The 26,725-nt window shown below is 52.2% G+C and carries 25 protein-coding genes and 1 tRNA gene; 10 read left to right on the forward strand and 16 right to left on the reverse strand.

Annotated features, from left to right (window positions below):
* Positions 1 to 113 precede the first annotated feature (113 nt).
* The 3 genes from ABLV66_RS03755 (at position 114) to ABLV66_RS03765 (ending at position 5,052) form a co-directional block, all read left to right on the forward strand.
* Positions 114 to 1,559 (forward strand): TolC family protein, encoded by a 1,446-nt coding sequence (locus tag ABLV66_RS03755; protein ID WP_165430587.1) that lies wholly within the window; start codon positions 114 to 116, stop codon positions 1,557 to 1,559.
* 13 nt (positions 1,560 to 1,572) lie between these two features.
* The gene (locus tag ABLV66_RS03760; protein ID WP_348876398.1) at positions 1,573 to 3,708 is read left to right on the forward strand and encodes a type I secretion system permease/ATPase; all 2,136 of its coding nucleotides are present in this window, start codon (positions 1,573 to 1,575) and stop codon (positions 3,706 to 3,708) included.
* Positions 3,709 to 3,771: 63 nt separating this feature from the next.
* Positions 3,772 to 5,052: a beta-barrel domain-containing protein gene (locus ABLV66_RS03765; RefSeq protein ID WP_047042957.1), complete on the forward strand. Its 1,281-nt coding sequence runs from the start codon at positions 3,772 to 3,774 to the stop codon at positions 5,050 to 5,052.
* Between the two features lie 249 nt (positions 5,053 to 5,301).
* Here ABLV66_RS03765 and ABLV66_RS03770 read toward each other — a convergent pair whose 3' ends face one another.
* Both ABLV66_RS03770 and ABLV66_RS03775 read right to left on the reverse strand, forming a co-directional pair.
* Positions 5,302 to 5,772, reverse strand: coding sequence for a YqeJ family protein (locus ABLV66_RS03770; protein WP_080957272.1), 471 nt, complete (start codon positions 5,770 to 5,772; stop codon positions 5,302 to 5,304).
* Positions 5,773 to 5,854: 82 nt separating this feature from the next.
* Positions 5,855 to 6,682: a winged helix-turn-helix domain-containing protein gene (locus tag ABLV66_RS03775; protein ID WP_348876394.1), complete on the reverse strand. Its 828-nt coding sequence runs from the start codon at positions 6,680 to 6,682 to the stop codon at positions 5,855 to 5,857.
* Between the two features lie 232 nt (positions 6,683 to 6,914).
* Here ABLV66_RS03775 and ABLV66_RS03780 point away from each other — a divergent pair, with 232 nt between their 5' ends.
* Positions 6,915 to 7,478, forward strand: a complete 564-nt coding sequence (locus ABLV66_RS03780; protein ID WP_348876393.1) for a hypothetical protein — start codon at positions 6,915 to 6,917, stop codon at positions 7,476 to 7,478.
* 607 nt (positions 7,479 to 8,085) lie between these two features.
* On the opposite strand, the gene ABLV66_RS03785 is transcribed toward ABLV66_RS03780, so the two are convergent.
* Both ABLV66_RS03785 and ABLV66_RS03790 read right to left on the reverse strand, forming a co-directional pair.
* Positions 8,086 to 8,161, reverse strand: a tRNA-Phe gene (locus ABLV66_RS03785).
* 105 nt (positions 8,162 to 8,266) lie between these two features.
* Complete coding sequence (locus ABLV66_RS03790) at positions 8,267 to 8,980, reverse strand: DUF554 domain-containing protein (protein ID WP_047078905.1); 714 nt, start codon at positions 8,978 to 8,980, stop codon at positions 8,267 to 8,269.
* A gap of 419 nt (positions 8,981 to 9,399) precedes the next feature.
* Between ABLV66_RS03790 and ABLV66_RS03795 the strand changes: the two genes are divergently transcribed.
* On the forward strand, positions 9,400 to 11,538 hold the full coding sequence (locus ABLV66_RS03795) for an ornithine decarboxylase (protein ID WP_348877258.1): 2,139 nt from the start codon (positions 9,400 to 9,402) through the stop codon (positions 11,536 to 11,538).
* A gap of 309 nt (positions 11,539 to 11,847) precedes the next feature.
* On the opposite strand, the gene ABLV66_RS03800 is transcribed toward ABLV66_RS03795, so the two are convergent.
* The 4 genes from ABLV66_RS03800 to mutY all read right to left on the reverse strand — a co-directional run bounded on the left by ABLV66_RS03800 (position 11,848) and on the right by mutY (position 15,784).
* Positions 11,848 to 13,101 carry a nucleoside permease gene (locus tag ABLV66_RS03800; protein ID WP_045387267.1) on the reverse strand — a complete coding sequence of 418 codons (1,254 nt, stop codon included), beginning with the start codon at positions 13,099 to 13,101 and terminating at the stop codon, positions 11,848 to 11,850.
* A gap of 189 nt (positions 13,102 to 13,290) precedes the next feature.
* Complete coding sequence (gene mltC, locus ABLV66_RS03805; RefSeq protein ID WP_045392092.1) at positions 13,291 to 14,373, reverse strand: membrane-bound lytic murein transglycosylase MltC; 1,083 nt, start codon at positions 14,371 to 14,373, stop codon at positions 13,291 to 13,293.
* 48 nt (positions 14,374 to 14,421) lie between these two features.
* On the reverse strand, positions 14,422 to 14,697 hold the full coding sequence (locus ABLV66_RS03810) for an oxidative damage protection protein (protein ID WP_045392090.1): 276 nt from the start codon (positions 14,695 to 14,697) through the stop codon (positions 14,422 to 14,424).
* A 28-nt stretch (positions 14,698 to 14,725) separates the two neighbouring features.
* The gene (gene mutY / locus ABLV66_RS03815; RefSeq protein ID WP_045392088.1) at positions 14,726 to 15,784 is read right to left on the reverse strand and encodes an A/G-specific adenine glycosylase; all 1,059 of its coding nucleotides are present in this window, start codon (positions 15,782 to 15,784) and stop codon (positions 14,726 to 14,728) included.
* A gap of 136 nt (positions 15,785 to 15,920) precedes the next feature.
* Between mutY and trmB the strand changes: the two genes are divergently transcribed.
* The 3 genes from trmB to ABLV66_RS03830 are packed head-to-tail and all read left to right on the forward strand — an operon-like array spanning position 15,921 to position 17,736.
* The gene (trmB, locus tag ABLV66_RS03820) at positions 15,921 to 16,640 is read left to right on the forward strand and encodes a tRNA (guanosine(46)-N7)-methyltransferase TrmB (protein WP_045392086.1); all 720 of its coding nucleotides are present in this window, start codon (positions 15,921 to 15,923) and stop codon (positions 16,638 to 16,640) included.
* Positions 16,640 to 16,966, forward strand: a complete 327-nt coding sequence (locus ABLV66_RS03825; RefSeq protein ID WP_015369722.1) for a YggL family protein — start codon at positions 16,640 to 16,642, stop codon at positions 16,964 to 16,966. The genes trmB and ABLV66_RS03825 overlap by 1 nt, the downstream gene beginning before the upstream one ends.
* Positions 16,967 to 17,019: 53 nt before the next feature.
* On the forward strand, positions 17,020 to 17,736 hold the full coding sequence (locus ABLV66_RS03830) for a YggN family protein (protein ID WP_015369723.1): 717 nt from the start codon (positions 17,020 to 17,022) through the stop codon (positions 17,734 to 17,736).
* Between the two features lie 46 nt (positions 17,737 to 17,782).
* Here the strand turns inward: ABLV66_RS03830 and ABLV66_RS03835 are convergent, their stop codons facing one another.
* The 8 genes from ABLV66_RS03835 to ABLV66_RS03870 all read right to left on the reverse strand — a co-directional run bounded on the left by ABLV66_RS03835 (position 17,783) and on the right by ABLV66_RS03870 (position 24,555).
* Complete coding sequence (locus ABLV66_RS03835; RefSeq protein ID WP_045392085.1) at positions 17,783 to 19,030, reverse strand: sugar ABC transporter permease; 1,248 nt, start codon at positions 19,028 to 19,030, stop codon at positions 17,783 to 17,785.
* 4 nt (positions 19,031 to 19,034) lie between these two features.
* On the reverse strand, positions 19,035 to 19,844 hold the full coding sequence (locus ABLV66_RS03840) for an ATP-binding cassette domain-containing protein (RefSeq protein WP_004181271.1): 810 nt from the start codon (positions 19,842 to 19,844) through the stop codon (positions 19,035 to 19,037).
* A 59-nt stretch (positions 19,845 to 19,903) separates the two neighbouring features.
* A complete protein-coding gene (locus ABLV66_RS03845; RefSeq protein WP_045392084.1) occupies positions 19,904 to 20,950 on the reverse strand; it encodes an ABC transporter substrate-binding protein in 1,047 nt (348 codons plus the stop codon).
* A 291-nt stretch (positions 20,951 to 21,241) separates the two neighbouring features.
* Positions 21,242 to 22,381 carry a radical SAM family heme chaperone HemW gene (hemW, locus tag ABLV66_RS03850; RefSeq protein WP_348877259.1) on the reverse strand — a complete coding sequence of 380 codons (1,140 nt, stop codon included), beginning with the start codon at positions 22,379 to 22,381 and terminating at the stop codon, positions 21,242 to 21,244.
* Entirely contained in the window at positions 22,374 to 22,967 is a 594-nt protein-coding gene (locus ABLV66_RS03855; RefSeq protein WP_316422649.1) for an XTP/dITP diphosphatase, read from the reverse strand. Before ABLV66_RS03855 ends, hemW begins: the two co-directional genes overlap by 8 nt.
* A gap of 12 nt (positions 22,968 to 22,979) precedes the next feature.
* Positions 22,980 to 23,270: a DUF167 family protein YggU gene (gene yggU / locus ABLV66_RS03860; RefSeq protein WP_015369728.1), complete on the reverse strand. Its 291-nt coding sequence runs from the start codon at positions 23,268 to 23,270 to the stop codon at positions 22,980 to 22,982.
* On the reverse strand, positions 23,267 to 23,833 hold the full coding sequence (locus tag ABLV66_RS03865; RefSeq protein ID WP_015369729.1) for a YggT family protein: 567 nt from the start codon (positions 23,831 to 23,833) through the stop codon (positions 23,267 to 23,269). Before ABLV66_RS03865 ends, yggU begins: the two co-directional genes overlap by 4 nt.
* Before the next feature lie 17 nt (positions 23,834 to 23,850).
* Positions 23,851 to 24,555: a YggS family pyridoxal phosphate-dependent enzyme gene (locus tag ABLV66_RS03870; RefSeq protein WP_063416375.1), complete on the reverse strand. Its 705-nt coding sequence runs from the start codon at positions 24,553 to 24,555 to the stop codon at positions 23,851 to 23,853.
* Between the two features lie 16 nt (positions 24,556 to 24,571).
* Here ABLV66_RS03870 and ABLV66_RS03875 point away from each other — a divergent pair, with 16 nt between their 5' ends.
* On the forward strand, positions 24,572 to 25,561 hold the full coding sequence (locus ABLV66_RS03875) for a type IV pilus twitching motility protein PilT (RefSeq protein WP_348877261.1): 990 nt from the start codon (positions 24,572 to 24,574) through the stop codon (positions 25,559 to 25,561).
* Positions 25,562 to 25,902: 341 nt separating this feature from the next.
* The gene (locus ABLV66_RS03880; RefSeq protein ID WP_047044084.1) at positions 25,903 to 26,556 is read left to right on the forward strand and encodes a LuxR C-terminal-related transcriptional regulator; all 654 of its coding nucleotides are present in this window, start codon (positions 25,903 to 25,905) and stop codon (positions 26,554 to 26,556) included.
* Positions 26,557 to 26,725 lie beyond the last annotated feature (169 nt).

Consider the following 26,725-nt stretch of genomic DNA (forward strand, 5'->3'; position numbering starts at 1 on the left):
ATATACATCATCATGGAATGATAACGCGTTGTATTTATAATTCAGGGAGCTATCCAGTGGGACTTACTCATAAAGCACGACTCTATTTATCCGTTGCCATAGGAAATCTGTTAATGATTGCTAGTGCTTCCTGTGAGCTTATCACTTTTCCCGTTTCATTTGTTAATGAGGATAAATCATCAACGTCACCAGAAACTCCACAACCAAATAAGCCACTATCCAATGATGCCCCAGTTGTATATGCTAAACCGGTTGAAAAAACTCAACTTGCAAAACAACTGCCGCCTGCTGCACCTGCAGATACGGTTATAAAAAATATTATTTCTTCAAAAGAAAAATATAATCTGCACAGCGCAATGCTGATGGCCGTTAGCTGGCACCCGGAAATTAAACGGGCAATAGCTGAATCGGAAAGACTAAAATCGATGATAGATGAGGTTAAATCTGCATATTATCCTAATGTGCAAATGGGCCTTAATTCCGGTATCGCCAAAGATGATTATAGTGATGATAATAATAAAACCAATCAACTCAACTTATCAGTTGAGCAGATGATTTATGATTTTGGTAGCACCAGTGACCGGGTTGAGCTCTCTCAACTGAATGTCGCCAGCGCCAGCTACGAAATAGAAAAAGAGATTAATGATATTCTTTATCAGACGATTGGCGCCTATTTGCAAATAGTCCGCTATCATCAACTCAGCGCTGCGGCAAAGGAACGTATTGACGGTTTTTCTAAGATCAAAGATTTAACGAAAAAACGCGTTGCGCTGGGGGCCAGCGCTGAATCTGATTACTCTCAGGCAAACCTCAGAGTAGCCGAAGCACTCTCAAACTATAATGATTATATATCACAATATAAAAAATGGCTGGCAACGCTGGATCATCTATTAAATAAAAAAATATCAGCCAGTATTATCATGGAGTTCCCTAATGAAATCGAAGAACTCTATAATAATATCTTACGTGATAATCCAGTTAATACTGACTCACCGGCTATCAGGATTGCCAGAGCTAAAATTGATATCGCCAAAAAACAAATCGATGTCCAAAAGAATGAATATTATCCGACAATAACGTTGGCGCCTTACTATGAACATGATTTGACTGAACAATCGACTAACAATGGCACCACCAAAAACCGCGACCGTTATGGCGCATTTATTAATGTAAAAGTCCCGCTTTATCAGGGCGGATCTGTATCTTCTAAGGTACAGCAAGCACAAGAAGCGCTCAATACTGCGCAATTTAACTTAGATGCTGAAAAGAATAATGCCGATCAGAGGATAATGGAATATTCGAGCCAAATGCGAAACACCAAAATTAGCCTGGAAAACAAACGCGAAAGGGAGCAGAGCGCTATAAGAACGCGTAATCTTTATATGTCACAGTATCTGGAGTTGGGGGCTCGTTCGGTTTCCGATTTAACCAGCGCTGAAGCCGAGATCCATCAGACCAAAGCCGACATCATTAATAGTCATTATACCGTGTCGAACCTTGCCATGGAAAGTCTGTACTATGCTGGCAAATTAATTAATTTAATGAAAAATAAAGGATGATATAGTGCAAGATATGGATTTCTTTTCCTCTATGGAAAATGACAGTGGCGCCAAAGAGTACTATCTGGAGCAGTGGAAAAGCGCGTTAGTGACTATCGCGCACCATTATCGTCTCAATGTTTCAGAACAGAATATCCTGATAACATCTTTATGGCATGATAAAGATTCAAGCAGTAAAGTTGTAGAGATTATGAGTCGCCGGGCAGGGCTTTCTTTTAAGGAAGACGCTGTTGCGGGTTATCGTTTTAATTCGTGGTTGTTTCCGCAAGTGCTGGAAATGAAAGATGGCCGTCTGGCCATTATCAAGAGTATTGATGAAGATAAAAATTTTGTTGTCTCGTTTATTGAAGATAATGAGCTGATCTCACTATTACAAGAAGATGAGGTCCGCGCTGAAGGTCGTAGAATTATCACGCTGCGCCCGGCCAAAAATGTCTCCGACCCTCGCATTGATGATTACATCAAGCCGGCTGAAAAGTACTGGGTCTGGAAAATTATTTTTGCCGACATGAAACCATACTATCTGGTCATACTGGGGTCTCTGTTTGTCAATGTGCTTGGTCTGGCCGGTATTACTTACTCTATGCAGACCTACGACCGTGTCATTCCAGCACAGTCACATCCTACAATGTGGGTGCTTTTCATTGGTGTGATCCTGGCGCTTATTTTTGATTTCACCTTGCGCTTAATTCGCTATAGCGTAACTGATATCCTCGGCAAGCGTGCAGACTTGATTATTTCAGACAGGGTCTTTGGTCGTGCCTTGAGGATTAAAAACCCTTATCGCCCGAAATCAACAGGGTCGTTTATTTCTCAGCTAAAGGAACTGGAACAGGTTCGTGAAATGATGACTTCGTCAACCGTCGTTGCCATCACGGATTTACCGTTCTTCTTTATGTTCCTGGTAATTATCTATTTTTTGGGGGGAATTGTCTTCCTCGTACCTTTAGCTGGGGCCATTCTTATGGTGCTTCCTGGTCTATTAAGTCAAAAGAAACTGTTCAGGTTAGCCAACACGGCTACGCGAGAATCCAGTCTGCGTAACGCCATGCTGGTCGAAACGGTTCAAGGGCTGGACGACATCAAATTTTTGCAAGCCGAGCATCGCTTTCAACAGCAATGGCTGCACTACATTAAGACGACGGCAGAAAACAGTCTGGAATTAAAGCATCTGACGCATACCTTAACAACCTGGTCATATTTCGTCCAGAGTTCGGTGTTTGTATGCCTGGTACTGGTAGGAACTCCCTTTGTTATGTCCGGCGATCTGTCAACCGGGGCATTAGTGGCCTCATCCATTCTGAGCTCAAGAATGATGGCGCCTATTGCGCAAATAGCGAGCATCATAACTCGTTGGCAACAAACCAAAGTCGCGATGACTGGTCTCGACTCGATAATGCAATTACCCATCGATCAACCGGAACATCAGCGGTTGATTCACAAGAAATTTATCGAAGGCCAGTATTCGATTACCAACGCGGCTTTTACGCATCAGGTAGACGGTCAGAAAATCGCGGTGAGTATTGATTCGCTGGAGATCAAAGCGGGTGAGCGTATTGCCATTCTTGGGCGCAATGGTTCGGGTAAGTCATCGCTGTTAAACGCGCTTTCAGGGATGATGCATCAGAAGTCCGGCGAAGTAATTCTGGATGGTATCAATATTAATGATATCGATCCCGCCGATCTGCGTCGTGATGTTGGATACCTGAGTCAAAACTCTCGACTATTTTTCGGTTCGCTTCGTGAAAATATTACACTGGGATCCCCCTTGGCCCAGGATGAAGATATTATTGAAGCCATTAAGATAACCGGTGCCATTAATTTCATCAACCAGCTACCATCGGGTTTAGATTATATTATCCAGGAGGGTGGGCACGGTCTTTCTGACGGACAGCAGCAGACTATTCTGTTGGCTCGACTGGTATTGCGTAATCCTAATATTGTTATTATGGATGAACCCACTTCCTCACTGGATGATGTGACAGAAGATGAGTTCGTCAAAAAAATGAGCAACTGGATTTCCGATAAAACAGTTATTATTGCTACCCATCGTAAGAAAATATTGGATCTTGTTAATCGAACTATCGTGGTGTCTGGCGGTAGGGTGGTGTTAGATAAACGCAAAGATGAAATTATTGATGATATGTAATTAATATATTGCCACTAATTATATCATTATATTTTGCCCAGCTATTTTAAATGATGGTTTTTAATGAAAAATATACCAGGAAAAGTAAAAAAGAATTTTATACTTACAAAGGACTTTTGTAAGAATGTTTTTTTTACAACGGATAAGGATGCGACTCATAGGGTACGAGAGACTGACGAGTTTACGCTTGCCGACACGCATGGCGGCGTTAAGACTAGCCGGGCATTGTATATATTGCTCAGCGTTATATTTTTTCTCAGCGTATTTTTGCTGTGGGCTTCTATGTTTAGTATTGATGAAGTCTCGAAAGGCGATGGGAGGGTTATCCCCAGCTCGAAAGAGAAGATCATTCAATCTCTTGATGGTGGGATTCTCGATAGAATCAACGTTACTGAAGGACAGATAGTTCAGGTGGGGGATATTATTGCTAATCTGGATACGATAAGAACCCAGGCTGCAGTGATGGAATCTGAATCCAAATATCGGGCGCTATTGGCCAGCAAAGTTAGACTTTTGGCGGAGATTAGCAATCGTCCTTTAGTTTTTCCTGATGAATTACATGATTTTGCAGAAATCACCGATAGAGAAATGGTGCTTTATACTTCGCGGAAAAATAATTATATCGCGTCGATGAAAGATATTCAGGCGTCAAGAGTATTATTGAATAACGAACTCGCGATTAACACTCGACTTATGGCCCAAGGGGCGTCAAGTAAAGTTGATGTTATCAGACTCAGGAAGCAGCTCGTCGATCTGAATATGAAAGAATCAGAGCTAAACTACAACTATCAGGTAAAATCTGGAGAGGAACTATCGAGAATTTCCGGAGAAGTTGATTCGTTATATCAGAAGATCATCGGTCAGCGCGATCTACTGAAAAAATCGACCATCACTTCTCCAGTCAGGGGCATTGTGAAAAATATTGAAGTTAACACTATTGGTGGCGTCATTCCCCCAAATGGAACTATCATGAACATCGTTCCCCTTGATGACCGATTACTTATCGAGGCTAAAATATTGCCACGTGATATCGCTTTTATTCATCCAGGACAGCGTGCGATCGTCAAAATCACCGCCTATGACTACTCAATCTATGGGGGACTGGATGGTGAGGTGGTAACAATTTCACCTGACACGATTTCCGATCCTCAAAAACCGGAAGTTGTTTTTTATCGTGTTTATATCAGAACCACGAAGGACCATTTGCAAACTAAAGATAATAAACAGCACTTTATTTCTCCTGGGATGGTGGCGAGTGTAGATATCAAGACCGGCAAAAAGACAATCCTTCAGTACCTGATTAAACCATTTAACAAGGTTGGTGAAGCGCTTAGGGAAAGATAGCCAGATGGGGCTTATGCTGGCGAATCACCGTATGTCAAAACTAAAACGGGTTTCTGTCACCAGGGGGGCGTCATACCAGATGCGTCCCCCTGGACCGGGAGAGGAAAAGCAACCGGAGGTAATAGAAGGCGTCCGGTTTATTATCATTAATATCCGCGTGGCGTCTCAACGATCTCACGACGACGTCGCGGAATCGACTCCCACAATTGCTGACTGGTGACCAGTAAAATATATCTTGTTGATAATACATTAACCTGATTGATTACAATAAAAAACAGGCATGCGATGCACGAAAATTATCGGGATATTGAAGCCATCCCGCTTGAGTTGTATGGTAAGGTCTTTTCCTGTCTGATAAAAAAATTCGGGGAGATGAATATTTACATTTCCTTTTTCACTGTTATCTCCGTAAAACTTCTCTACTCTTTTACTGTGAAAAGTATAAATATCATCCATTCTTGTATAGGTAAAACTAATCACTCTCCTGATATTTATCCGAACACCATTGTCTACCGCATAACCATACATTGTTAACTCGCCTTTATTACCGCCAAAAATAAAACCATAACTTGCATCTAATTTAAAATCATTGTTAATGAGAGTATGGCGGCTATGGCATGAAATAGCACTGTCGGTATTAAATGGAGAAGGTAAATAAAAATATACCCCTGCAAAAGCGCCTAAACATGCAAGTGAGCATAAAATGGATTTATATCTCATGGTGTTTCCTCTAATTCTCTCGCTATGGTAACGGAGCGACAGTCTTGTTGTTTTTTATTATATGTAGCGCAGTTGATTATGTTTATTTTTGATTGCATCGGAGATACGGTAAAAAAACGTTCTCTTTATTAAAGCAGGGTAACCCGACACTTTTCATTATGTTTTTAATTTCATTTTCAGAATATTGATCACCTATAGTGTAGATGAAGCAGTTCGTGGATGAGAGTTGGTTATAAGATTTGAATATATTATCGTTAGTGAAGGTTATGTACATGAATCCCAATACGGTTATCAGTATTAATAATATAGCTCCGGTGAATAAAACGTAGCGGGTTTTTATTTGTAATCTATTCTTTTTCGCAACCTGAATCGTTGACGTGAGGACCATATCAGAACCAAATTCGGGAGGAAGCGATACAGGTATCTCCTCGGTGAAGTGTTTTTTGCCGATTTCAACGGACGGCACTGGTTCTATATCCTTTTCCGCTGTGCCTTCTGGTGTTTGATTACTCTCATTGAGTTGAAACGCCGGGGGGGTATCCTGCGTAATTAATACACTGACACTATTGTTAAAAATAATACCATGACGTGGGACGGTTTCAATAACATCACATAATTCCAGCTGTGCCAGTTTTCTGCGTAGATGTAGTATGCACTGATAAAAAGTATTAGAACTCACCGTGGACTCTCGCTTCAAGCCCCAGGCGTACAGGATTAGCTCATCCTGAGATACAAGACGTCCTTGGTTTTTTAATAACCTATCCAGACAAAGGCTTGCTGGAACATGAAGTTTAAGTTTTGTTCCAGTATTCATGTCCTCTATTGTTCTGCGAAATGGAATAAATTTAACACGACCATTAATTATAAAGTAATGATTATTTTTTGAGCCGCTTTCTTTTTCTTTGATCATTAAAAAATCCTTTTATATTAATGGTTTATTTCTTCCGCGCTAAGACGAGTAGGATAACTTAATATGAAATAAAATCTCTAAATTAAGGCATAACTAAAGTGAATAAGAATAAGAAATGACTTTTCAGTGTAAACCAATCAGAAAACTATCTATTCTTCACAATAGAAAGCGAAGCGCTTTATTAGTTTGCTTTGTAATAAAAAAAGAATCAACAACAACAATGAATTTCAGAATGATTAAAATTGATGATGACTTATCTGTTATACATTGTGCTTTGACGATGGAATATCATTTTTATGTCAAGAATCAATATGTAAAATTGGGTCTTGATACGATGTATGATGAGCTTAGACTGGGTGAAAAAAATAAAATATATATACTTGAGGAGCTTGGTTTCCTTAGTGTCTATACTTTATTATATATGATTCATTTGATTTATGAACGCAGGGATGCCTCAATCATCATACTGAGCGATAGAATCGTTCAGGGAGATGCGTCTTTGTTCTTTGTATCAAAACGTTCATCAATAGATGAGTGGCGTAAAATATTACTGGTTGATAATTCAAAACAAATTAAAGTATTAATTTCGTATTACTATTCAATTTGCAATGGGGAAGGGTTAACCCAACAGGCGCATGCTGTTTTACTGATGACCCGGGGAATTAAAACCATTGGCTCTATATGCAATACGTTGAATCTTAACCGGAAACAAGTTTCATATTATCACTCAAAACTCAAAGAGAAACTTGGTTTGAATGACCCGATGTTATTTTATAACTATCTCAACTGGTTATAACAGCGCGCTGGCCCCGAAGGGGTGAGCCGCGTTGCGGCGAATAATCGAACGCAGTTCGATGGAGAGTCCGGTTGCAGAAAAGCAAAAACCCAGCCATAGGCTGGGTTCTCTGAATAAGTGGTGCCCGGACTCGGACTAACGCCGCAGGCGTTGAACAGCACGCTTGTCGCGCTGGCCCCGAAGGGGTGAGCCGCGTTGCGGCGAATAATCGAACGCAGTTCGATGAAGAGTCCGGCCGCAGAAAAGCAAAAACCCGCCTTTTGGGCGGGTTCTTTAAATAGTGGTGCCCGGACTCGGACTAACGCCGCAGGCGTTGAACAGCGCGCTTGTCGCGCTGGCCCCGAAGGGGTGAGCCGCGTTGCGGCGAATAATCGAACGTAGTTCGATGAAGAGTCCGGCCGTAGAAAAGCAAAAACCCGCCTTTTGGGCGGGTTCTTTAAATAGTGGTGCCCGGACTCGGACTAACGCCGCAGGCGTTGAACAGCGCGCTTGTCGCGCTGGCCCCAAAGGGGTGAGCCGCGTTGCGGCGAATAATCGAACGCAGTTCGATGGAGAGTCCGGCCGCAGAAAAGCAAAAACCCGCCTTTTGGGCGGGTTCTTTAAATAGTGGTGCCCGGACTCGGAATCGAACCAAGGACACGGGGATTTTCAATCCCCTGCTCTACCGACTGAGCTATCCGGGCAACGGGGCGCATTAAACCTGATTCACCGCGCCTCGTCAACGAAATTTATAAATTTCGCAGCAGACTGCACAATCTATCACCACTTTGCCGTAAAAGCACGCGTCGTCAGGCAAAAAAGGCCGTCCACGCGACCGAAATCGGCATTGCCAGCAGCAGGGCGGGGAGCATATTGACCACTGCGAACATCTTAATCCCGCAGATACGCAGGCCGGTCGCCACCAGCAGCATTCCGCCGACGGCGCTGAAGTCTGCCATCATCATCGGCGTGGTCAGCGGCATGATAAGCGAGGCGCAGGCCGCCAGACTGAGCTGAATCAGCAGCATCGGCACACAGATTGCCGACACCGCCAGCCCCAGAGTACAGGCGAAAATCGTGGCGGTGAAAAAGTCGAGAAACGCTTTGGCGATAAGGATGCTGGCGTCGCCGGTCATTCCTTCGCGCATGGCGCCAAAAACGCCGGTACCGCTGGCGCAAAACAACACGATGATCGCCACGTAGCTCTGAATATAAGACTCGTGGGCCGAGGCCTTTTTCCTGCCCTTTGGCGACAATAGTTGCTGGAGTTTGCTCACCAGGGTATTGATGCCTTTCTCCATATTACACACTTCGCCGAGTAGCGCGCCGACCAGCGTCGCCAGCACCATCACCGGCAGGTTGGCGCACTTGATGACCAGTAAAATACCAATCCCTAGTGATGCCAGCCCGAAAATCGAGGTCATCGAGGCGCGGATCCGTTCCGGCAATCGTTGGCTCAGTAGCGCGCCCAATACGCCGCCGGCAAGCACCGCGCTGGCGTTAATAAATGGCCCTATAACCAAAGTAAACTCCTGTTAATTATTCCTGATGTCCGCATTATTATGACTATGTTTTGCCGCGAAGGCTTGCGGATACGTGGGGAGAATGCATATGGATTTCATCTTGCGCCACTTTCGGAAAGGTGCCATGATTGCGCGGATTTTCACCTCTTTACCCTGAGGCCGCCGGGATGACGACATCGCCATTACATCGCCGTTGCCGCTGCGTACTGCTGCGTGGTTTGCCTCGTTCCTCACTCTCCCTGTTCACCATGCGGTGAAGGCCACGTATGCTCACTGTAGGACAACAGTAAGATCGGACGCGTCTGCTTTTACTGATGTCCGGCGGTCGGAGCTGAATTCCGTCAGACCCGGACACATCGTTGGGCAAGGCTCCACCTTTGCCTGAGATTTTTACACTCCCGATACGGGCATTTGCGCTTATGAAATCTATGCACATTGCCGCCAGCTGCGAGCTGGTCTCCCGTCTGTCCACCCATCGTCAGGTTGTGGCGCTGGACAGCACTGATTTTACCGATGCGGCAGCGGTCGTCATCACCGCGGCGGATAGCCGCAGCGGTATCCTGGCCCTGCTCAAGCGCAGCGGATTCAATCTGCCGGTCTATCTGTTTAGCGAAACGCAAACGGATAAGCCGGAAGGAGTCGTCGCGGTGATTAGCGGCAAAGAGCAGGAGTGGCTGGAGCTGGAAGCGGCCGCCTGCGGCTATGAAGAGAAACTGCTGCCGCCGTTTTTCAACACGCTTAGCCAGTACGTTGAGATGGACAACAGCACCTTCGCCTGTCCCGGCCATCAGCATGGCGCGTTCTTTAAAAAGCATCCGGCGGGCCGCCAGTTCTACGAGTTTTTCGGCGAGAACGTTTTTCGCGCCGACATGTGCAACGCCGACGTCAAGCTCGGCGATCTGTTGATCCATGAAGGTTCTGCGAAGCACGCGCAGAAATTTGCGGCAAAAGTCTTCAATGCCGATAAAACCTACTTCGTGCTTAACGGCACTTCCGCGGCGAACAAGGTCGTGACCAATGCGCTGCTGACCCGCGGCGATCTGGTACTGTTCGATCGCAACAACCATAAATCAAATCATCATGGCGCGCTGATCCAGGCCGGGGCGACGCCGGTCTATCTGGAAGCCGCGCGCAACCCGTTCGGCTTTATCGGCGGCATCGACGACCACTGCTTTGATGAAACCTACCTGCGCGAGCTGATCCGCGAGGCGGCGCCGGAAAAAGCCGACGCGCCGCGCCCGTTCCGCCTGGCGGTGATCCAGCTGGGCACCTATGACGGCACGGTGTATAACGCGCGCCAGGTGGTGGATAAAATCGGCCATCTCTGCGATTACATCCTGTTTGACTCGGCGTGGGTCGGTTACGAGCAGTTTATCCCGATGATGGCTGACTGCTCGCCGCTGCTGTTGGATCTCAATGAAAACGATCCGGGCATTTTTGTGACGCAATCGGTGCATAAGCAGCAGGCCGGTTTTTCGCAGACCTCGCAAATTCACAAGAAAGATAACCATCTGCGCGGCCAGGCGCGTTTCTGCCCGCATAAGCGGCTGAATAATGCCTTTATGTTGCATGCTTCCACCAGTCCGTTTTATCCGCTGTTCGCCTCGCTCGATGTGAATGCCAAAATCCACGAAGGAGAGAGCGGTCGGCGGCTGTGGGCGGAGTGCGTTGAGCTGGGTATCGAAGCGCGTAAAGCGATACTGGCGCAGTGTAAATTATTGCGGCCGTTTGTGCCGCCGCTGGTCGGCGGGAAACCGTGGCAGGAGCATTCGACGGCGACTATCGCCAGCGAACGGCGCTTCTTTAGCTTCGAACCGGGCGCGAGCTGGCACGGCTTTAGCGGTTATGCTGACAATCAATACTTTGTCGATCCGTGTAAGCTGCTGCTGACCACGCCGGGTATCGATGCCGATAGCGGCGACTATACCGAGTTTGGCATCCCGGCGACCATCCTGGCGCACTACCTGCGCGAAAACGGCATCGTGCCGGAGAAGTGCGATCTCAACTCGATTTTGTTCCTGCTGACGCCGGCGGAAAGCGCGGAGAAACTGGCACGGCTGGTGGCGATGCTGGCCCAGTTCGAACAGCATATCGAAGCGGATTCGCCGCTTGCTGAGGTATTGCCGACTATTTACAACAAATACCCGGTTCGCTACCGCGATTACACCATTCGTCAGCTGTGTCAGGAAATGCACGATCTGTACGTCAGTTTTGATGTTAAAGACCTGCAAAAGGCGATGTTCCGCAAGCAGAGTTTCCCGCAGGTGGTGATGAACCCGCAGGACGCCAACCGTGAATTTATCCGCGGTAACGTTGAGCTGGTGCGCCTGAGCGAGGCCGAAGGCCGCATCGCGGCGGAAGGGGCGCTACCGTATCCGCCGGGCGTGCTGTGCGTGGTGCCGGGCGAGATCTGGGGAGGCGCGGTGCTGCGCTACTTCCTCGCGCTGGAAGAGGGGGTCAATATGCTGCCGGGCTTTTCGCCGGAGCTGCAGGGGGTTTATAGCGAAACGGATGCCGATGGTATTAAGCGGTTGTATGGGTATGTGTTGAAAGCCTAAGCCGGGACCAGGCATTGTGCGCGTATTTTGCCGGATGACGGCTGGCGCCTTATCCGGCCTACGGTCCGTGCGGCCTGCCTTTAATTTAATCATCGTGCTGGCTGAAACTGCCGGTACCAATGGCCTCAAAACCCCCGGTGGCGCTGCCGCTTACCGGGGCTACAGCGCTGTGCGATTTGGTAGCCCGGAGAAGGCGCAACGCGCCGCCTCCGGGAAAACCCCTGTGCGACAAAACCGTTGCCAACCGATAACAGTATCTACAAATTCTGTAGGCCCGGTAAGGCGTCAGCCGTCACCGGGCAAAGACAATCAGGCGTTCTGGCGCGCGGCGGCAGGCTGTCTGACGTGTTGATACTTGAACAGCGCCACGAAAGCGAAGGCCAGCACCAGCGAGTAGGCGGCGAAAATCAGCCACACGCTTTGCCAGTTAGTGATCCCCTCAACGGTAAAGTGCTCGACAACTTTGCCGCTCACCATCCCACCAAGGATGCAGCCGAAGCCGTTGGTCATCATCAGGAACATACCCTGGGCGCTGGCGCGGATTTCCGGACGCACCTCTTTCTCAACGAACACTGAACCGGAGATGTTGAAGAAGTCGAAGGCGCAGCCGTAGACGATCATCGACAGCACCAGCAGGACAGTACCGAACGGCGTCGGGTCGCCGAAGGCGAACAGGCCGAAGCGCAGCATCCACGCCACGATACTAATCAGCATCACGTTCTTAATGCCGTAGCGGCTAAGGAAGAACGGGATAGTCAGAATAAACAGCGTTTCGGAGATCTGCGAAATCGACATCAATACCGATGCGTGCTCGACGATAAAGCTACCGGAGAACAGCGGGTCTTTATCGAAGCTGTGCAGGAAGGTGTTGCCAAACATATTGGTGATCTGCAGTTCGGCGCCGAGCATCATGGAGAAGATAAAGAAGATTGCCATACGCTTGTTTTTAAACAGCGCAAAGGCGTTCAGGCCGAGCATCTCGGTCCAGCTCTGGTTGCGCTGGGCGTTGGCGACCGGAATATGCGGCAGCGTCAGGGTGAACAGCGCCAGCAAGACCGACAGCGTCGCGCCGATATAAAGCTGCATATGGCTAAGTTCGAAGCCAGAGAAGCTGACGCCCCACATGGCGAGGATAAAGCCGATGGTGCCCCAGATACGAATTGGCGGGAAATCGGTCACGATATCCAGCCCCGCCGACTGCAGGCGGTAGTAGGAGATGGTGTTGATCAAGCCAAGCGTCGGCATATAGGCCAGCGAGTTAAGCAAGATCACGAGGAACATCTCGCCTGGCGTAGTGACCTGCGCCGCGAGGTACAGCGTTAACGCGCCGACCAGGTGGCAGATGGCATACACCCATTTGGCGCTGATCCATTTATCGGCGACGATCCCGAGCAGCGTTGGCATCAGAACGGCGGCGATACCGAGCGAGCTATACACCGCGCCGATGGCCGCGCCGTCAAACTTCAGGGTGACGAACATGTACGAGCCGAGCGTGGTTAGCCAACTCCCCCAAAGGCAGAACTGCAGGAACGACAGTATTTTTAACTGCAGCTTAAGATTCATGTATTTATCCTCACGAATGTGGGCTTGTTATGTGTTTTAAATAACATAACCAACGTTATTTTGATGTAATTCTATCATTCAGCGATTGCAAGCTTCTGTTAACTGCCGCAGAAAATCGAAAGATATTACCAAGTATGTCATAAAAAAAGAGAGGCCCGGTGCGATGCCCGGGCCTGTGGGGGAGAAGCGTTACTTACGGCGATAACTTTTTTGCGCGGTGTTAACTTTATACAGATAACGGCGCGATTCGGCAGATGGATGGCGGGTGGTGAGCGTCTGGTAGACGTCGCCTGGCGCCATACTGTTAATGATGTTCGCCGCCTGGACTTTATCGCTGGAGAAGACGCGCAGTACGCTGCCGGCGCCGCCGTTATAGGCGGTGATCACCGCGTAGCGACGCGAGGTGGGGTTATCGATGCCGGCGAGATAAACGTTGTTCAGCATCGCCAGATAGGCGGTACCGGTATCGATGTTATTCGCCGGGTCAAACAGATAGCTGCGGCTCGGCAGGCCGGATTTGCCCTGCGAACGGAAGACGTCTTTCCCCGCGCTGTGCTGAACGACCTGCATCAGCCCCATGGCATCCGCGTGGCTCACCGCATAGGGGTTAAACGACGACTCTGTCTGCATTATCGCAAGGATCAGCGACTCATCTACGCCGTATTTACGCGAGGCCTGGCGCACCATACCGAGATATTTATGCGCACGTTTATCGAGGTGGTTAGGCACCAGATTAATGGTGATGCTATAAATCATGCGCAGGCCGTTGTTACGGCTCTTCAGGCGGGTTTGCAGCAGATAATCGGCATAGCGCGCGGCGCGCCACTCCCAGCGGATGGATTCACCGGTGTTATCGACGACCTGGCCGTAGAGGAACGGTTCTTTGGAAATCTGAATATCATCGACGTCGGAATAGAGGTCGATAGAGTTGGGGTCATCGCCCATCAACAGGGTTTTGATAATCGCCTGGCGTAACCTTCCTTGCGGATCGGTTCCGGCGATGGTCTCGACGGTAATCGTACCGGCATCAAAGTTGATGTGGCTACGGGTTTGATATTGATCGGTATATTTTACGTAGTCCTTCGGCCCGGCGAGCAGAACTTCGTTATACCCCCAAATGTTCTCGATGTTATGGGCAAACTGGCCCATCAGGATATCGAATCCGTTAGTGTCCTTGACCCAGGCCTCGTTATATTCGGCGCCTTTTTTATTGGAACTGGAACAGGACACGAGCAGTGGCGCAATCAGCGCGAGCGCTAAGTATTTTTTCATCATTCCGGGAGTGCGTGTTGTGTTTGTTTGGTAAAGGCCGTGAGGCCCTTACTGTTGTTCCGGCGGCGTGTAGCCTTCGATGTGAACGTCTTTCCCTTCAAACAGGAACTGCACCATCTCCTGTTCCAGCAGCTTGCGGTGCTCCGGGTTCATCATGCTGAGTTTTTTCTCGTTGATCAGCATGGTCTGCTTATGCTGCCACTGCGCCCAGGCCTCTTTGGAAATTTCGTTGTAAATGCGCTTACCGAGCTCGCCCGGATACAGCTGGAAATCCTGGCCGTCCGCTTCACGCTGCAGGAAAGTACAAAAAATCGTTCTGCTCATAATCAATCCTCTTTTATAGCCGAAAAAACTAGACCGGCGTTCCGGCTTTCAACTGTTGCAACAAGCGCTCCACGGGGGCCGCCAGTCCGACCGATGGCGGCTGCGCTAAGTTATACCAGAGTGCGTTACCTTCATCCATGCATGCGCCAGATGAGTGCACTGTAAGCCACATCGGCACAATATCCAGGTGGAAATGGCTGAAAGTGTGGCGGAAGGCGGTTAATTGCGTCAGATTATCGGCCTTTATCTGACGCTGCGCTAGCCACTCGCGTAGCCCGGCTTCATCCTCAAACTGCGGAAAACAGAACAATCCGCCCCATAAACCTACCGGCGGACGTTGGGAGAGATACACCTCGTCGCCGTGCTGCATCAGCAGGAAGTAGCCGGTGCGCTCCGGGATGGTCTGCTTCGGTTTTTTCCCCGGATATTCCGCCCATGAATGGTTAGCGTAGGCCACGCAGCCGTTACTCAGCGGGCACAGTTCGCACTTCGGCTTCGAGCGGGTGCAAACCATCGCGCCGAGATCCATCATCGCCTGGTTGAAGCGCTCTACGCCCTGCGCCGGCGTCACCTCTTCGCTTATTTCCCACAGCCGTTTTTCCACCTCTTTTTTCCCCGGCCAGCCGCTCACAGCATAGCAGCGGGCGAGTACCCGCTTCACGTTGCCGTCGAGAATCGGATAATGCTGACCGAGCGAAAGGGATAAAATCGCCCCCGCCGTCGAGCGCCCGACGCCGGGAAGCGCGGCCACCTCTTCAAAGGTTTGCGGGAACTCGCCGCCGTGCAGCGTGGCGACCTGCTGCGCGGCTTTATGTAAATTGCGCGCTCGCGCGTAGTAGCCAAGGCCGGTCCACAGATGCAGCACTTCATCGAGCGGCGCGTTGGCTAAATCAACAACCGTTGGGAAACGCGCCATAAAGCGTTCAAAATAGGGAATAACCGTGGTGACCTGGGTTTGTTGCAACATCACTTCGGAGAGCCATACTTTGTAAGGCGTCTTGGCGATTTGCCAGGGCAGGGTTTTACGGCCGTATTTGTCGTACCAGTCCAGGACCTGGGCTGAAAATTGCGCGGCGAGAAAAGTCAAAGCTACGGCTCCGGAATCGCGATTACAGGGTGGCAGATTGCAGCACAAGGGCGAGTGGCTGTAAACCCTTGCATCCGCCGGGTAACTTTGGATAATGCCCGTTTTCCGAACACATTCACAAGCAGACTTAACTTTTATGAAAAACGACGTCATTTCTCCGGAATTCGATGAAAACGGTCGCCCGCTGCGCCGTATTCGTAGCTTCGTCCGTCGCCAGGGCCGCCTGACGAAAGGGCAGCAGCATGCGCTGGATAACATTTGGCCGGTGATGGGCGTTGAATTCAACGATGCGCCGCTCGATTTCGCCGCCCTGTTTGGCCGCGAAGCGCCGGTCACCTTAGAAATTGGTTTCGGCATGGGTGCCTCGCTGGTGGCGATGGCGAAAGCTAAACCGGAGCAAAACTTCCTCGGTATTGAAGTGCACTCGCCGGGCGTCGGCGCATGCCTGGCGTCCGCGGAAGAAGAAGGCGTACAAAATCTGCGCGTAATGTGTCACGATGCGGTCGAAGTGCTGCACACGATGATCCCGGATAACTCGCTGAATATGGTTCAGCTGTTTTTCCCTGACCCGTGGCATAAAGCGCGTCATAATAAACGTCGTATCGTGCAGCCGCCTTTCGCCGAGCTGGTAAAAAGCAAGCTGAAGCTGGGCGGCGTCTTCCATATGGCGACCGACTGGGAAGCCTATGCCGAGCATATGCTGGAAGTGATGTCTTCGCTGGAAGGCTATCGTAACCTGTCGGAAAGTAACGATTACGTACCGCGCCCGGAATCGCGCCCGGTAACCAAATTTGAACAACGTGGCCATCGTCTTGGCCACGGCGTATGGGACTTAATGTTCGAGAGGGTGAAATAATGGCCAAGAATCGTAGCCGTCGTCTGCGTAAAAAAATGCATATCGACGAGTTTCAGGAGTTAGGTTTCTCCGTAGCCTGGCGTTTCCCGGAAGGGACCAGCGAAGAGCAGATCGACCAGACGGTCAACGATCTGATCGAAGAGGTCATTGAGCCAAACAAACTGGCCTTTGACGGCAGCGGCTATCTCTCGTGGGAAGGGCTCATCTGCATGCAGGAAATCGGTAAATGCACCGAAGAGCATCAGGCCATCGTTCGTAAGTGGCTGGAAGATCGTAAATTAGCGGATGTGCGCACCAGCGAACTTTTTGACGTCTGGTGGGACTAAGTTTGACAAGGGTCGGCAATTGCCGGCCCGATTTGTCTTAAGGGAGTAAAAAGATGCGCAAAACGCTGCTGGCGGTGGCGCTTTCCGTCACCGCTTTGTCTGCCCACGCGGACTACCAGTGTAGCGTCACGCCGCGTGACGATGTGATCCTCAGCCCGCAGCAGGTGCAGGTGAAGGGGGAAAACGGCGATCTGGTGATTAAGCCGGACGGCAATCTGACTTTTAACGGTAAAGCCTATGCCCTTAGCGCCGCCCAGCGCGAACAGGCGCAAGATTATCAGGCCGGTCTGCGCAGCAGCCTGCCGTGGATTGACGACGGCGCGCGCTCGCGCGTCGAGAAGGGCCGCAAGGCGCTGGATAAAATCATCACCGAGCAGGTCGGCGCCAGCAGCAGTATGCATAGCCGCCTGACCAAGCTGGACGCGCAGCTGAAAGAACAGATGAACCGCATTATCGAACGTCGCAGCGATGGCCTGACTTTCCACTATAAAGCTATCGACCAGGTTCGCGCCGATGGCCAACAGCTGGTGAATCAGGCGATGGGCGGCATTCTGCAGGACAGCATTAACGAGATGGGCGCCAAAGCGGTGCTCAAAGGCGGCGGCAACCCGCTGCAGGGCATTCTCGGCAGTCTTGGCGGCCTGCAAACCGCAATCCAGGATGAGTGGAAAAACCAGGAAGCGGATTTCCAGCAGTTTGGCAAAGATGTCTGCAGCCGGGTGGTCTCGCTGGAAGAGAGCCGCAAAGCGCTGGTTGGCTCGTTAAAATAATCAAGATTTCGCGGCCCGCATAGCTTTGGGCCGCGCTCTTCTCCACTCAGGCCCGGCCGTGCGACACGCGTGAACGGCGAGCCAGAGAATCAATGATAACCGCAATCGCCAGTACCGCGCCGGTAATGATATAGCGCAGCGATGACGGCAGGTTCAACAGCGTCAGCCCATTTGAAATCGACTGAATCACGATGATCCCCAATAGCGCGGACCAGGCGCTGCCGCGTCCGCCGAACAGGCTGGTGCCGCCGATCACCGCTGCGGCGATGGCGTTGAGGTTGACGTCGCCGGTGCCGGCCTGCTGGCTGGCGGAGGCCAGTCGTGACGCCGCGAGAATGCCGCCGAAGGTCGCAAGCGTGGTACACAGGACGAAAGCGCTCACATAAATCGCCCGTACGTTAATGCCCGAACGGCGCGCTGCTTCACGGTTGCCGCCGACCGCGAACATCGAGCGGCCCCATTTTGTCCGTTTCAGCGCGTAGTTGAGGATCATCACGCAGGCGACGAAAAGACCGAAAATCCACGGAATACCGCGCCCCTGATTGAGGTAAAGCACCGCGGCCTCGAAGATAATCGTCAGCGCGATCGCGCGCGCCAGTAGCGAGCTGACCCCCTCGGCGGAAAGATTGGCCGCCAGGCGCCGCGAGCGTTTTTTCAGGCCAAAGACAATAATCGCCAGCCCCGGCAGCAGCGCCATCAGGTGTGAGAACCAGCCGGGCATCACCAGCAGTTGGCCAAAGCGTACCAGCGGCGACGTGTAGGGTAGGTTAATGCTGCCGCTCGGCCCGAGGATATACAGCTGCATGCCCAGCAGCGCCAGCAGGCCGGCGAGGGTGGCGACGAAACTCGGCATCCCGACGCGGTTATACAGCAGCGCGTAGACCAGCCCGACGGCCACACCGCAGACCAGCGCCACGGCGATGGCTCCCGCCAGCGGCCATCCTGCGTTCACCCACAGCACGCCGACGATAGCCGATGCCAGGCCGCTCATGGAGCCGACCGACAGGTCTATCTCGCCAAGCATCAAAACGCAGACGATGCCGAGCGAGATAAAACCGACCGTCGCGCAATCAAACAGCAGGTTCACCAGGTTATTCGGCGCGATATAGACCGGATTGAGGAAGGTGAAGACCAGGGAAATCACAATCAGCCCGGCGATCACCGGCGCGGTGCCGAGATCGCCGGTTTTGATGCGGGTTATCTGCGCGCGCAGGGCGCCGAACAGGCCCTCGTCGTGACGAACGCGCTCATCGCTGCGGTCCAGCGCGGTGTGGGATGCGGTCTTACTGTTCATAAAATTACATCGCTCCGGAAGTCGTGGGCTGTGATTTACGTTCAACCCGGCGTGAGACGGCGTTTTCCGTCGCGCCGGTGATCGCGGCGACCAGATCCTGATTAGAAGCATCGGGCGTGAAGATCCCCTTGTTGCGCCCGAGACGCAGCACCACGATACGGTCGGCGACGGCGCGAACGTCTTCCATGTTGTGACTGATGATGATGACGCCAAGCCCGCGCTCGCGAACGCGCTCAATCAGGTTGAGCACTTCCGCGGTCTGCGCGACGCCCAGCGCCGCGGTAGGCTCATCGAGCATGATGATTTTAGGATTCAGCAGCAGCGAACGGGCGATGGCGACGGTCTGCCGCTGGCCGCCGGAAAGCGATGCCACCGGTTCGCGTACTGATGGAATTCGTGCCGCCAGCTCCTGCAGTAGCGTCCAGGCTTTCACTTCCATCGCTACTTCATCAAGCTGGAACGGCGAAATTTCATGGCCCAGAAACAGGTTTGCCACCACATCAAGGTTTTCGCACAGCGCCAGATCCTGAAACACCGTGGCAATACCGTATTCCAGCGCTTTGCCGGGGCTATCGAGGGTGACAGGGTTGCCGTCAAACTCAATGGTGCCGGAGGTCGGCTGGTGGACGCCGGCGAGGATCTTCACCAGCGTGGATTTGCCCGCGCCGTTGTCGCCGACCAGCGCGACCACCTCGCCGGCGTGGACTTCTAATTCGATATCCGTCAGCGCCGACACCGCGCCAAAATGTTTAGAGACGTTGCGCAGTTGCAGTATTGGCCGCCCGGCGGCGGAGTTGTGTTGTTGTTGCGGCATACAAAACGACCTCAATAATGGCGAAATCACGCCCGCCGCGGCGGGCGCAGGGTCACAGGTTACTTGCTGATGCCTAACTTCTGGCAGGCGGCGGCGTATTCGCCGCTACACACCTGATCCCAGGTCTGGATTTTTTTATCGAAGATTTCCGCTTTGATGTTTTTGGCGGTCACCACTTCCGGGGTAAATAGCTGGGAAGGGGTGTTGTACAGGGTGGTGCTGGCCTGCGGTTTTTTGCCCTGAATAAAATCAACCGCCACTTTGGCCGCCGCTGCGGCAACGATCTCCGATGGCTTGGAGATGGTGTTGTACTGGTCGCCGGCGATGATCAGCTGCAGCGCGGCGATAGTGGCGTCATTGCCGGTGACCGGCGGCAGCGGCTGGACGCCGGCAGCTTTAAAGGCGGCAATCGCCCCGCCGCCGGTACCGTCGTTCGCCGCGACCACGCCCTTAATTTTGTCGCCAAAGCGGGTAACCTGCCCGGCGGTCCACTCCTGGGCTTTCGGCGGCGCCCACTCCGGGGTGTCGAATTCGGCCAGCGTTTTGTAACCGGACTCTTTCAATCCGCGATGGATACCGTCGCGGATCAGCCCTGCGGCGGCATCGGTTGGCGAACCGTTAATTTGCAGCACCCCGGCGTCCTGCGGCACGCCGCTCGCTTTCAAATGGTCGGTGAGAGATTTCGCGATGGCGTAGCCAATGCCCTCGTTATCAAATGAGACGTAGAAATCGGCCGGTTTGTTTGGCACCGGGCGGTCATAGGCAATGACCTTGACCCCCTGCGCCTGGGCGTTTTCGACCAGCGCGGCGGCGGCGGAAGAGTCAACCGGATCCAGGACGATCACTTTCGCCCCCTGGGCGATTACCGAGTTGAACTGCTGCTGCTGGAGCGACGCGTTGGCGTTGGCATTCTGATAGATGACCTTACATTCCGCGCAAAGCTTGCTCATTTCCGCCTTAAAACCGGGGAAGTCGTGCTGCTCATAGCGGGTAGAGGCCTGATCGGGCATTAAAAAGGCCACGGTGGCGGACTCTGCAGACCAGGCTGAAGCCGTGACGGTGCCGGTTAGTGCGGCGAGTGTGATAAATATATTACGGTAATTCATTGTGTTACCCTCTTTTTTATAGGCTTAAGCCCGCCGGGTTGCGCCGACGTTACAGAGACTTTTTTAATCAGAGTTACCAATAATTCACATGTAGGATACGTCGGTTTTACATTTGCTCAACCGATGAAGCAGGATTACCATTGCGCAAAAAATGAGTCAAGAAAAGGAAAAAAGTCGATCGGATTTTGTGATTCGCAGCAAATAAGCGAACAAAAAAACGCCAGTCGATTTGACCGTAGCGGGAGAGGATGTAGGGGGAAGATACGGGCGACGATGCGCCGCCCGCAGGGATTATTCTTCGCTGAGGAACAGCTCCAGCAGCGAATTTAAAAACAGCTTACCGTGCTCGGTAATCTGCCAGTTTTGCGCATCTTCCAGCAGATAGCCTTCGGCGATGGCGGCATCGATTTGCGGACGGATAACCTGCTCATCAAGTCCGGTATACAAGCTGAACTCCGCGCGCGGCGCGGCCTCCAGCAGGCGGAAGCGGTTCATAAAGAACTCGAACGGTTTATCCGCCGCCTCCACGTCGTGCTGACGCTCCAGGTAACGGCCTTCCATGTAGCCGCGCGGGTGACGGGTTTTCGCCGTACGCAGAATGCGGCCATCGGGGAAGGTCACTTTGCCGTGCGCGCCGCAGCCGATACCGAGGTAGTCGCCAAAGCGCCAGTAGTTGAGATTGTGCTGGCACTGATAGCCTGGTTTGGCGTAAGCGGAGGTCTCGTACTGCTGATAACCTGCGGCGCGCAGCAATTGATGTCCCTGTTCGAAAATATCCCACAGCGCATCGTCATCCGGTAACACCGGCGGACGCGAACCAAACAGCGTGTTCGGTTCAATAGTCAACTGATACCACGACAGATGCGGCGGATTCAGCGCGATCGCCTGGCGTAAGTCATCCAGCGCTTCTTCCAGCGACTGGTCCGGCAGGCCATGCATTAAATCGAGGTTAAAGCTACGCAGCCCGAGGCCGCTCGCCAGCCGCGCCGCGCGTTTTGCCTCTTCCGGGCCGTGAATACGTCCCAGACGCTGCAATTTGGGCTCGCTAAAGCTCTGCACGCCGATGGAGATACGGTTGACGCCGGCACGCTGATAGTCAACGAAGCGATCGGCCTCCACGGTCCCCGGATTGGCTTCCATGGTGATCTCCGCATCCGCCGCCAGCGGCAGGCAGGCGCGCACGCCATCAAGCAGGGTTTTCATCGCCGGGCCGGAAAGCAGGCTCGGCGTACCGCCGCCGATAAAAATAGTCTTAATTTCACGTCCCTGTGCGTATGGCGCATCGTGGCGCAGATCGGCAAGCAGGTGCTGGACGTAGTCGTCGTGCGGCACTTCGCCCTTTAACGCATGCGAATTGAAATCGCAGTACGGGCACTTCTGCACGCACCACGGGATATGAATATAAAGACTCAGAGGCGGCAAATTAGCCATTACGTAATGCTTCCAGTAACAGTTTCAGCGCCTGCCCGCGGTGGGAAATGGCGCTTTTCTCTTCACGGCTCAGCTCCGCCGCGGTTTTACCCTCGGACGGTACAAAGAAAATTGGGTCATAGCCAAAGCCGCCGTTACCTGCCGCCTGACGAGTAATCACGCCCGGCCAGCTGCCATGGCATACCAGCGGCGTCGGGTCTTCGGCATGACGCAGATACACCAGCACGCAGTGGAACTGGGCCTGACGTTGCTCATCGGGCACATCCTGCAGAGCATCCAGCAGCTTTTCCAGATTCTGCTGGTCGCTGGCGTTTTCGCCCGAGTAGCGGGCGGAGTAAATTCCCGGCGCGCCGCTCAGCGCATCCACCGCCAGGCCCGAATCGTCGGCGATGGCCGGCAGGCCGGTGACCTGCGCGGCGTGACGCGCTTTGAGGATCGCGTTTTCGATAAAGGTCAGGCCGGTTTCTTCGGCGGAATCGACCCCAAGCTCGGTCTGGGCGACGACGTCGAGACCAAAATCTTCCAGCAGCGAGGCCAGCTCGCGAACTTTACCGGCGTTGCCGGTAGCGAGTACAACTTTTTGCATATTCAATCCTGTTTAGTCAGTCAGCGCCGCGACGGCGGGCGGGATCTGCTGCGGGTGAATGATTTTTACCTGTTTATGACGGCCCAGTTCGCCTTTTTCGATAAGCACCTGGCTTTTCGCGACGCGGAACTGTTTAGCGAGATATTTTACCAGATGGGCATTTGCCTGGCCGTCGACGGGTGGGGCGGTGATGGCGACTTTGAGCTCGTCGCCATGCAGACCAACAAGGCTATCGCGGCTGGCCTTTGGCTGAATATACAGCCTGAGCACCAGCCCGTCAGCACAGACTTCAACGGCACTCATAGCGCCATCCACAGACCCGGAAGCAGGACATTGCCGGTAGCTTGCAGCAGCTCGGCGATCCCCATATTAATCACGTACAGCAGCAGCACCAGCACCATCGGCGAAAAGTCGATGCCGCCCATGGATGGCAGAAGGTTGCGAATCGGGCGCAGCAGCGGGTCGGCCAACTGCATCAGCACGTATTCCACCGGGCTGCGACCCTGACTTACCCAGCTCATAATAGCCATCAGCAGCAGCACCCAGAAAATCAGCGAACCGATGGTTTTCAGCAGGATCAGCACCGCGGCAATCCAGATAATCGGCTGGAAGGTGACTACCATAAACAGCACGATCGCCTTGATAACGCAGAGCACGAAGGCGACCAGCAGGGAGGCGCTATCCAGCGGCCCCATTGCCGGGATAATCCGGCGCAGTGGCCCGACGATAGGCTGGGTGGCTTTCACCACGAACTGCGAAAACGGATTGTAAAAGTCGCAGCGCGCCCACTGCATCCAGACGCGTAACAACATGACCATTGTGTAGAGTTCAATGACCGTGGAGAGCAGGAAGGTCAACGTCTTCATGGCGTTCCTCAGATTCCTTATTTTTTGCTGTAGTCGCGCGCGCCGAAGATTGCGGTCCCGATGCGCACCATAGTGCTTCCCGCCGCGATAGCGGCTTCCATGTCATCCGACATGCCCAGAGAGAGCGTATCAACCGAAGGGTAGAGCGTTTTCAGTTGCGCGAATGCTACCGCCATTTGTTGGGCGACGGCAAACTGCCTTTCATACTCTGACTCTGGCGCCGGAATGGCCATTAACCCGCGAAGCTGGAGGTTCGGTAAGGCGGCGACACCGGCGGCTAAAGCGTCAAGCTCCGCCAGCGGGATCCCGGATTTACTCTGTTCATCGCTGATGTTGATTTGAATCAGCACGTTCAGCGGCGCTAGATCCGCCGGACGTTGCTCGCTCAGGCGGCTGGCGATTTTCAACCGGTCGACGGTGTGGCACCAGTCAAAATGTTCGGCCACCAGCCGGCTTTTGTTGGACTGCAACGGGCCGATGAAGTGCCATTGCAGCCCGCTGACGCCCGCCTGCTGGAAATAGCGGATTTTATCCACCCCTTCCTGGACGTAGTTTTCGCCGAATGCCCGCTGTCCTGCGGCCATTGCTTCTTCGATAGCGCTCGCAGGTTTGGTTTTACTCACTGCAAGCAACGTAACTTCTTCTGGAGCGCGGCCGCAGCGGGCGGCAGCGCCTGAGATTTTATCCCGGACCTGTGCCAGGTTATGCGCAATATCGTTCATATTCCGAGGATCAGTTATGGAGCTGGAAGAAATCGTGGCCCTTAGTGTAAAGCATAACGTCTCCGATCTACACCTGTGCAGCGCGTATCCGCCGCGCTGGCGTCGTTTGGGAAAGCTTGAGCCTGCGCCCTTTACTTCGCCGGATGTTGAGAAAATCCTCGCTCGCTGGCTTAACGACCCACAGCTGGCGAAGTGGCGTACCGATGGTCAGGTTGACTTCGCTTTGGTCCTCCCGAACGGGCCTCGGCTGCGCGCCAGCGCTTTTGCCCACACGCGCGGCCTGTCGCTGGCTTTGCGTCTGTTGCCGCAGCAATGCCCGCAGTTGGTTGATTTGTGCGCGCCCGCCGCGCTTAGCGAACTGCTAAATGAAGAGAGTGGTTTGATCCTGGTTACCGGCGCTACCGGTAGCGGCAAATCGACCACCCTGGCGGCGATGGTGGACTACCTCAATCAACATCGCCATGGTCATATTTTAACCCTTGAGGATCCCGTGGAGTTTATTCACGCCAGCAAAAACTGCCTGATCCAGCAGCGCGAAATCGGCCGCCATTGCTCCTCCTTCGCGGCGGCGCTACGCGTGGCGCTGCGCCAGGACCCTGACGTCATCTTATTAGGCGAGCTGCGCGATAGCGAAACCATTCGCCTGGCGCTGACCGCAGCCGAAACCGGGCACCTGGTGATGGCGACGCTGCATACCCGCAGCGCGGCGCAGGCCATCGAGCGGCTGGTGGATGTCTTTCCAGCGGAAGAAAAAGAGCCGGTTCGTAGCCAGCTGGCAGGGAGTTTATGCGCCGTGGCGGCGCAAAAATTGTTGCCAAATGCTTCTGGCGGCCGGGTTGCGCTATACGAACTTTTAGTGAACACGCCGGCGGTGGCAAATTTGATCCGCGAAGGGAAAACGCATCAACTACCCGGCGTGATGCAAACCAGCCAGCAGGCTGGGATGCAAACCTTTGCGCAGAGTTTTCAACAACGTGCAGCGGCAGGTGAGTTATCCCCCTCGTAGTGATGAAACTAAGATGGTATTCATTAAATTGTTAATTCAGTGTTCAATTAATGTTTTGATAAATGTTTTTATAATACAAATAAGTGGTACGACCTAAGACTAAATAATGAATGTTATGACAGCGGGCTTACATTTACCCCGCTTAACCAGGAAAAAAGTGGGATTACCTTTTGACACTTTTGCGGGGTTCGATTTATGCTGTTTGCGGGAATAGGAAGATTCTCATGAAATGATGTTTCAATAACCAAAATGTATTTGAAAATATAAATACATTATTGAACGTTTAATTTTCAGTTAATTTAACCGCTAAGATGGCGGGGTACTGCTAAGGAGAGTTTCAAGTGATTAATTTATCGGAGAATTTACTGCATTCGCGTCAGGTGACTTTCATTACTCATCCGTCCATTCAGAGTAATGCATTTGCGACGTGGTTGACTGAGAAGCTATCCGTAAACGTAACTCTGCATAATATCAACAAACCGCTAACTCAACGCCTGGCAAAAGATTCCGTAATATTGTTTGATATTGCTGTTTCCAATAAGAAATTGAATAGCGTGTGGCGAGATATTATTCGCGTACAGGCAGATAATCCGCGTTTATTGATTATCAATAGCGCGCAAAAGTATGAGTTGTACGAAATGGCGCAATGGCCTGCGTTATATGGCGTATTCCGTCATGACGATGACCAATCGCGCTTAATTGAGGGCGTCAAAGCCGTATTGAATGGTGAACAGACGGCTGAATTGAGCGTGATGCACCCGGCGCTGTATTCTGCGGATCAGGTCACGGCGCCGACGGAGAACTCACCGTTGACCGAGCGTGAATGTGAGATCCTCAACGAGCTGCGCTGTGGCGCAACAAATATGGATATCGCTCGCGCGCTGTTTATCAGCGAAAACACCGTACGTACTCATCTGTACAATGTGTTCCGTAAGCTGAGCGTGAAGAACCGTACCCAGGCGGTGAGCTGGGCGAATGAACATCTGCGTCACTGATTGCCCGGCGGCGCTACGCTTGCGCGGGCCTACGGGTGATGCCAGCGAGGGGTTGTAGGCCGGGTAAGGCGAAGCCGCCACCCGGCGCGAAAGCGGCTCCGCGTCCGTTGCCATGATTGCCCGGCGGGGCTACGCTTGCGGGGGCCTACGGGTGATGCCAGCGAAGGGG

Origin of the sequence: Klebsiella sp. CN_Kp073 (assembly GCF_040065495.2) — a bacterium.
Classification (GTDB): Bacteria; Pseudomonadota; Gammaproteobacteria; order Enterobacterales; family Enterobacteriaceae; genus Klebsiella; species Klebsiella aerogenes.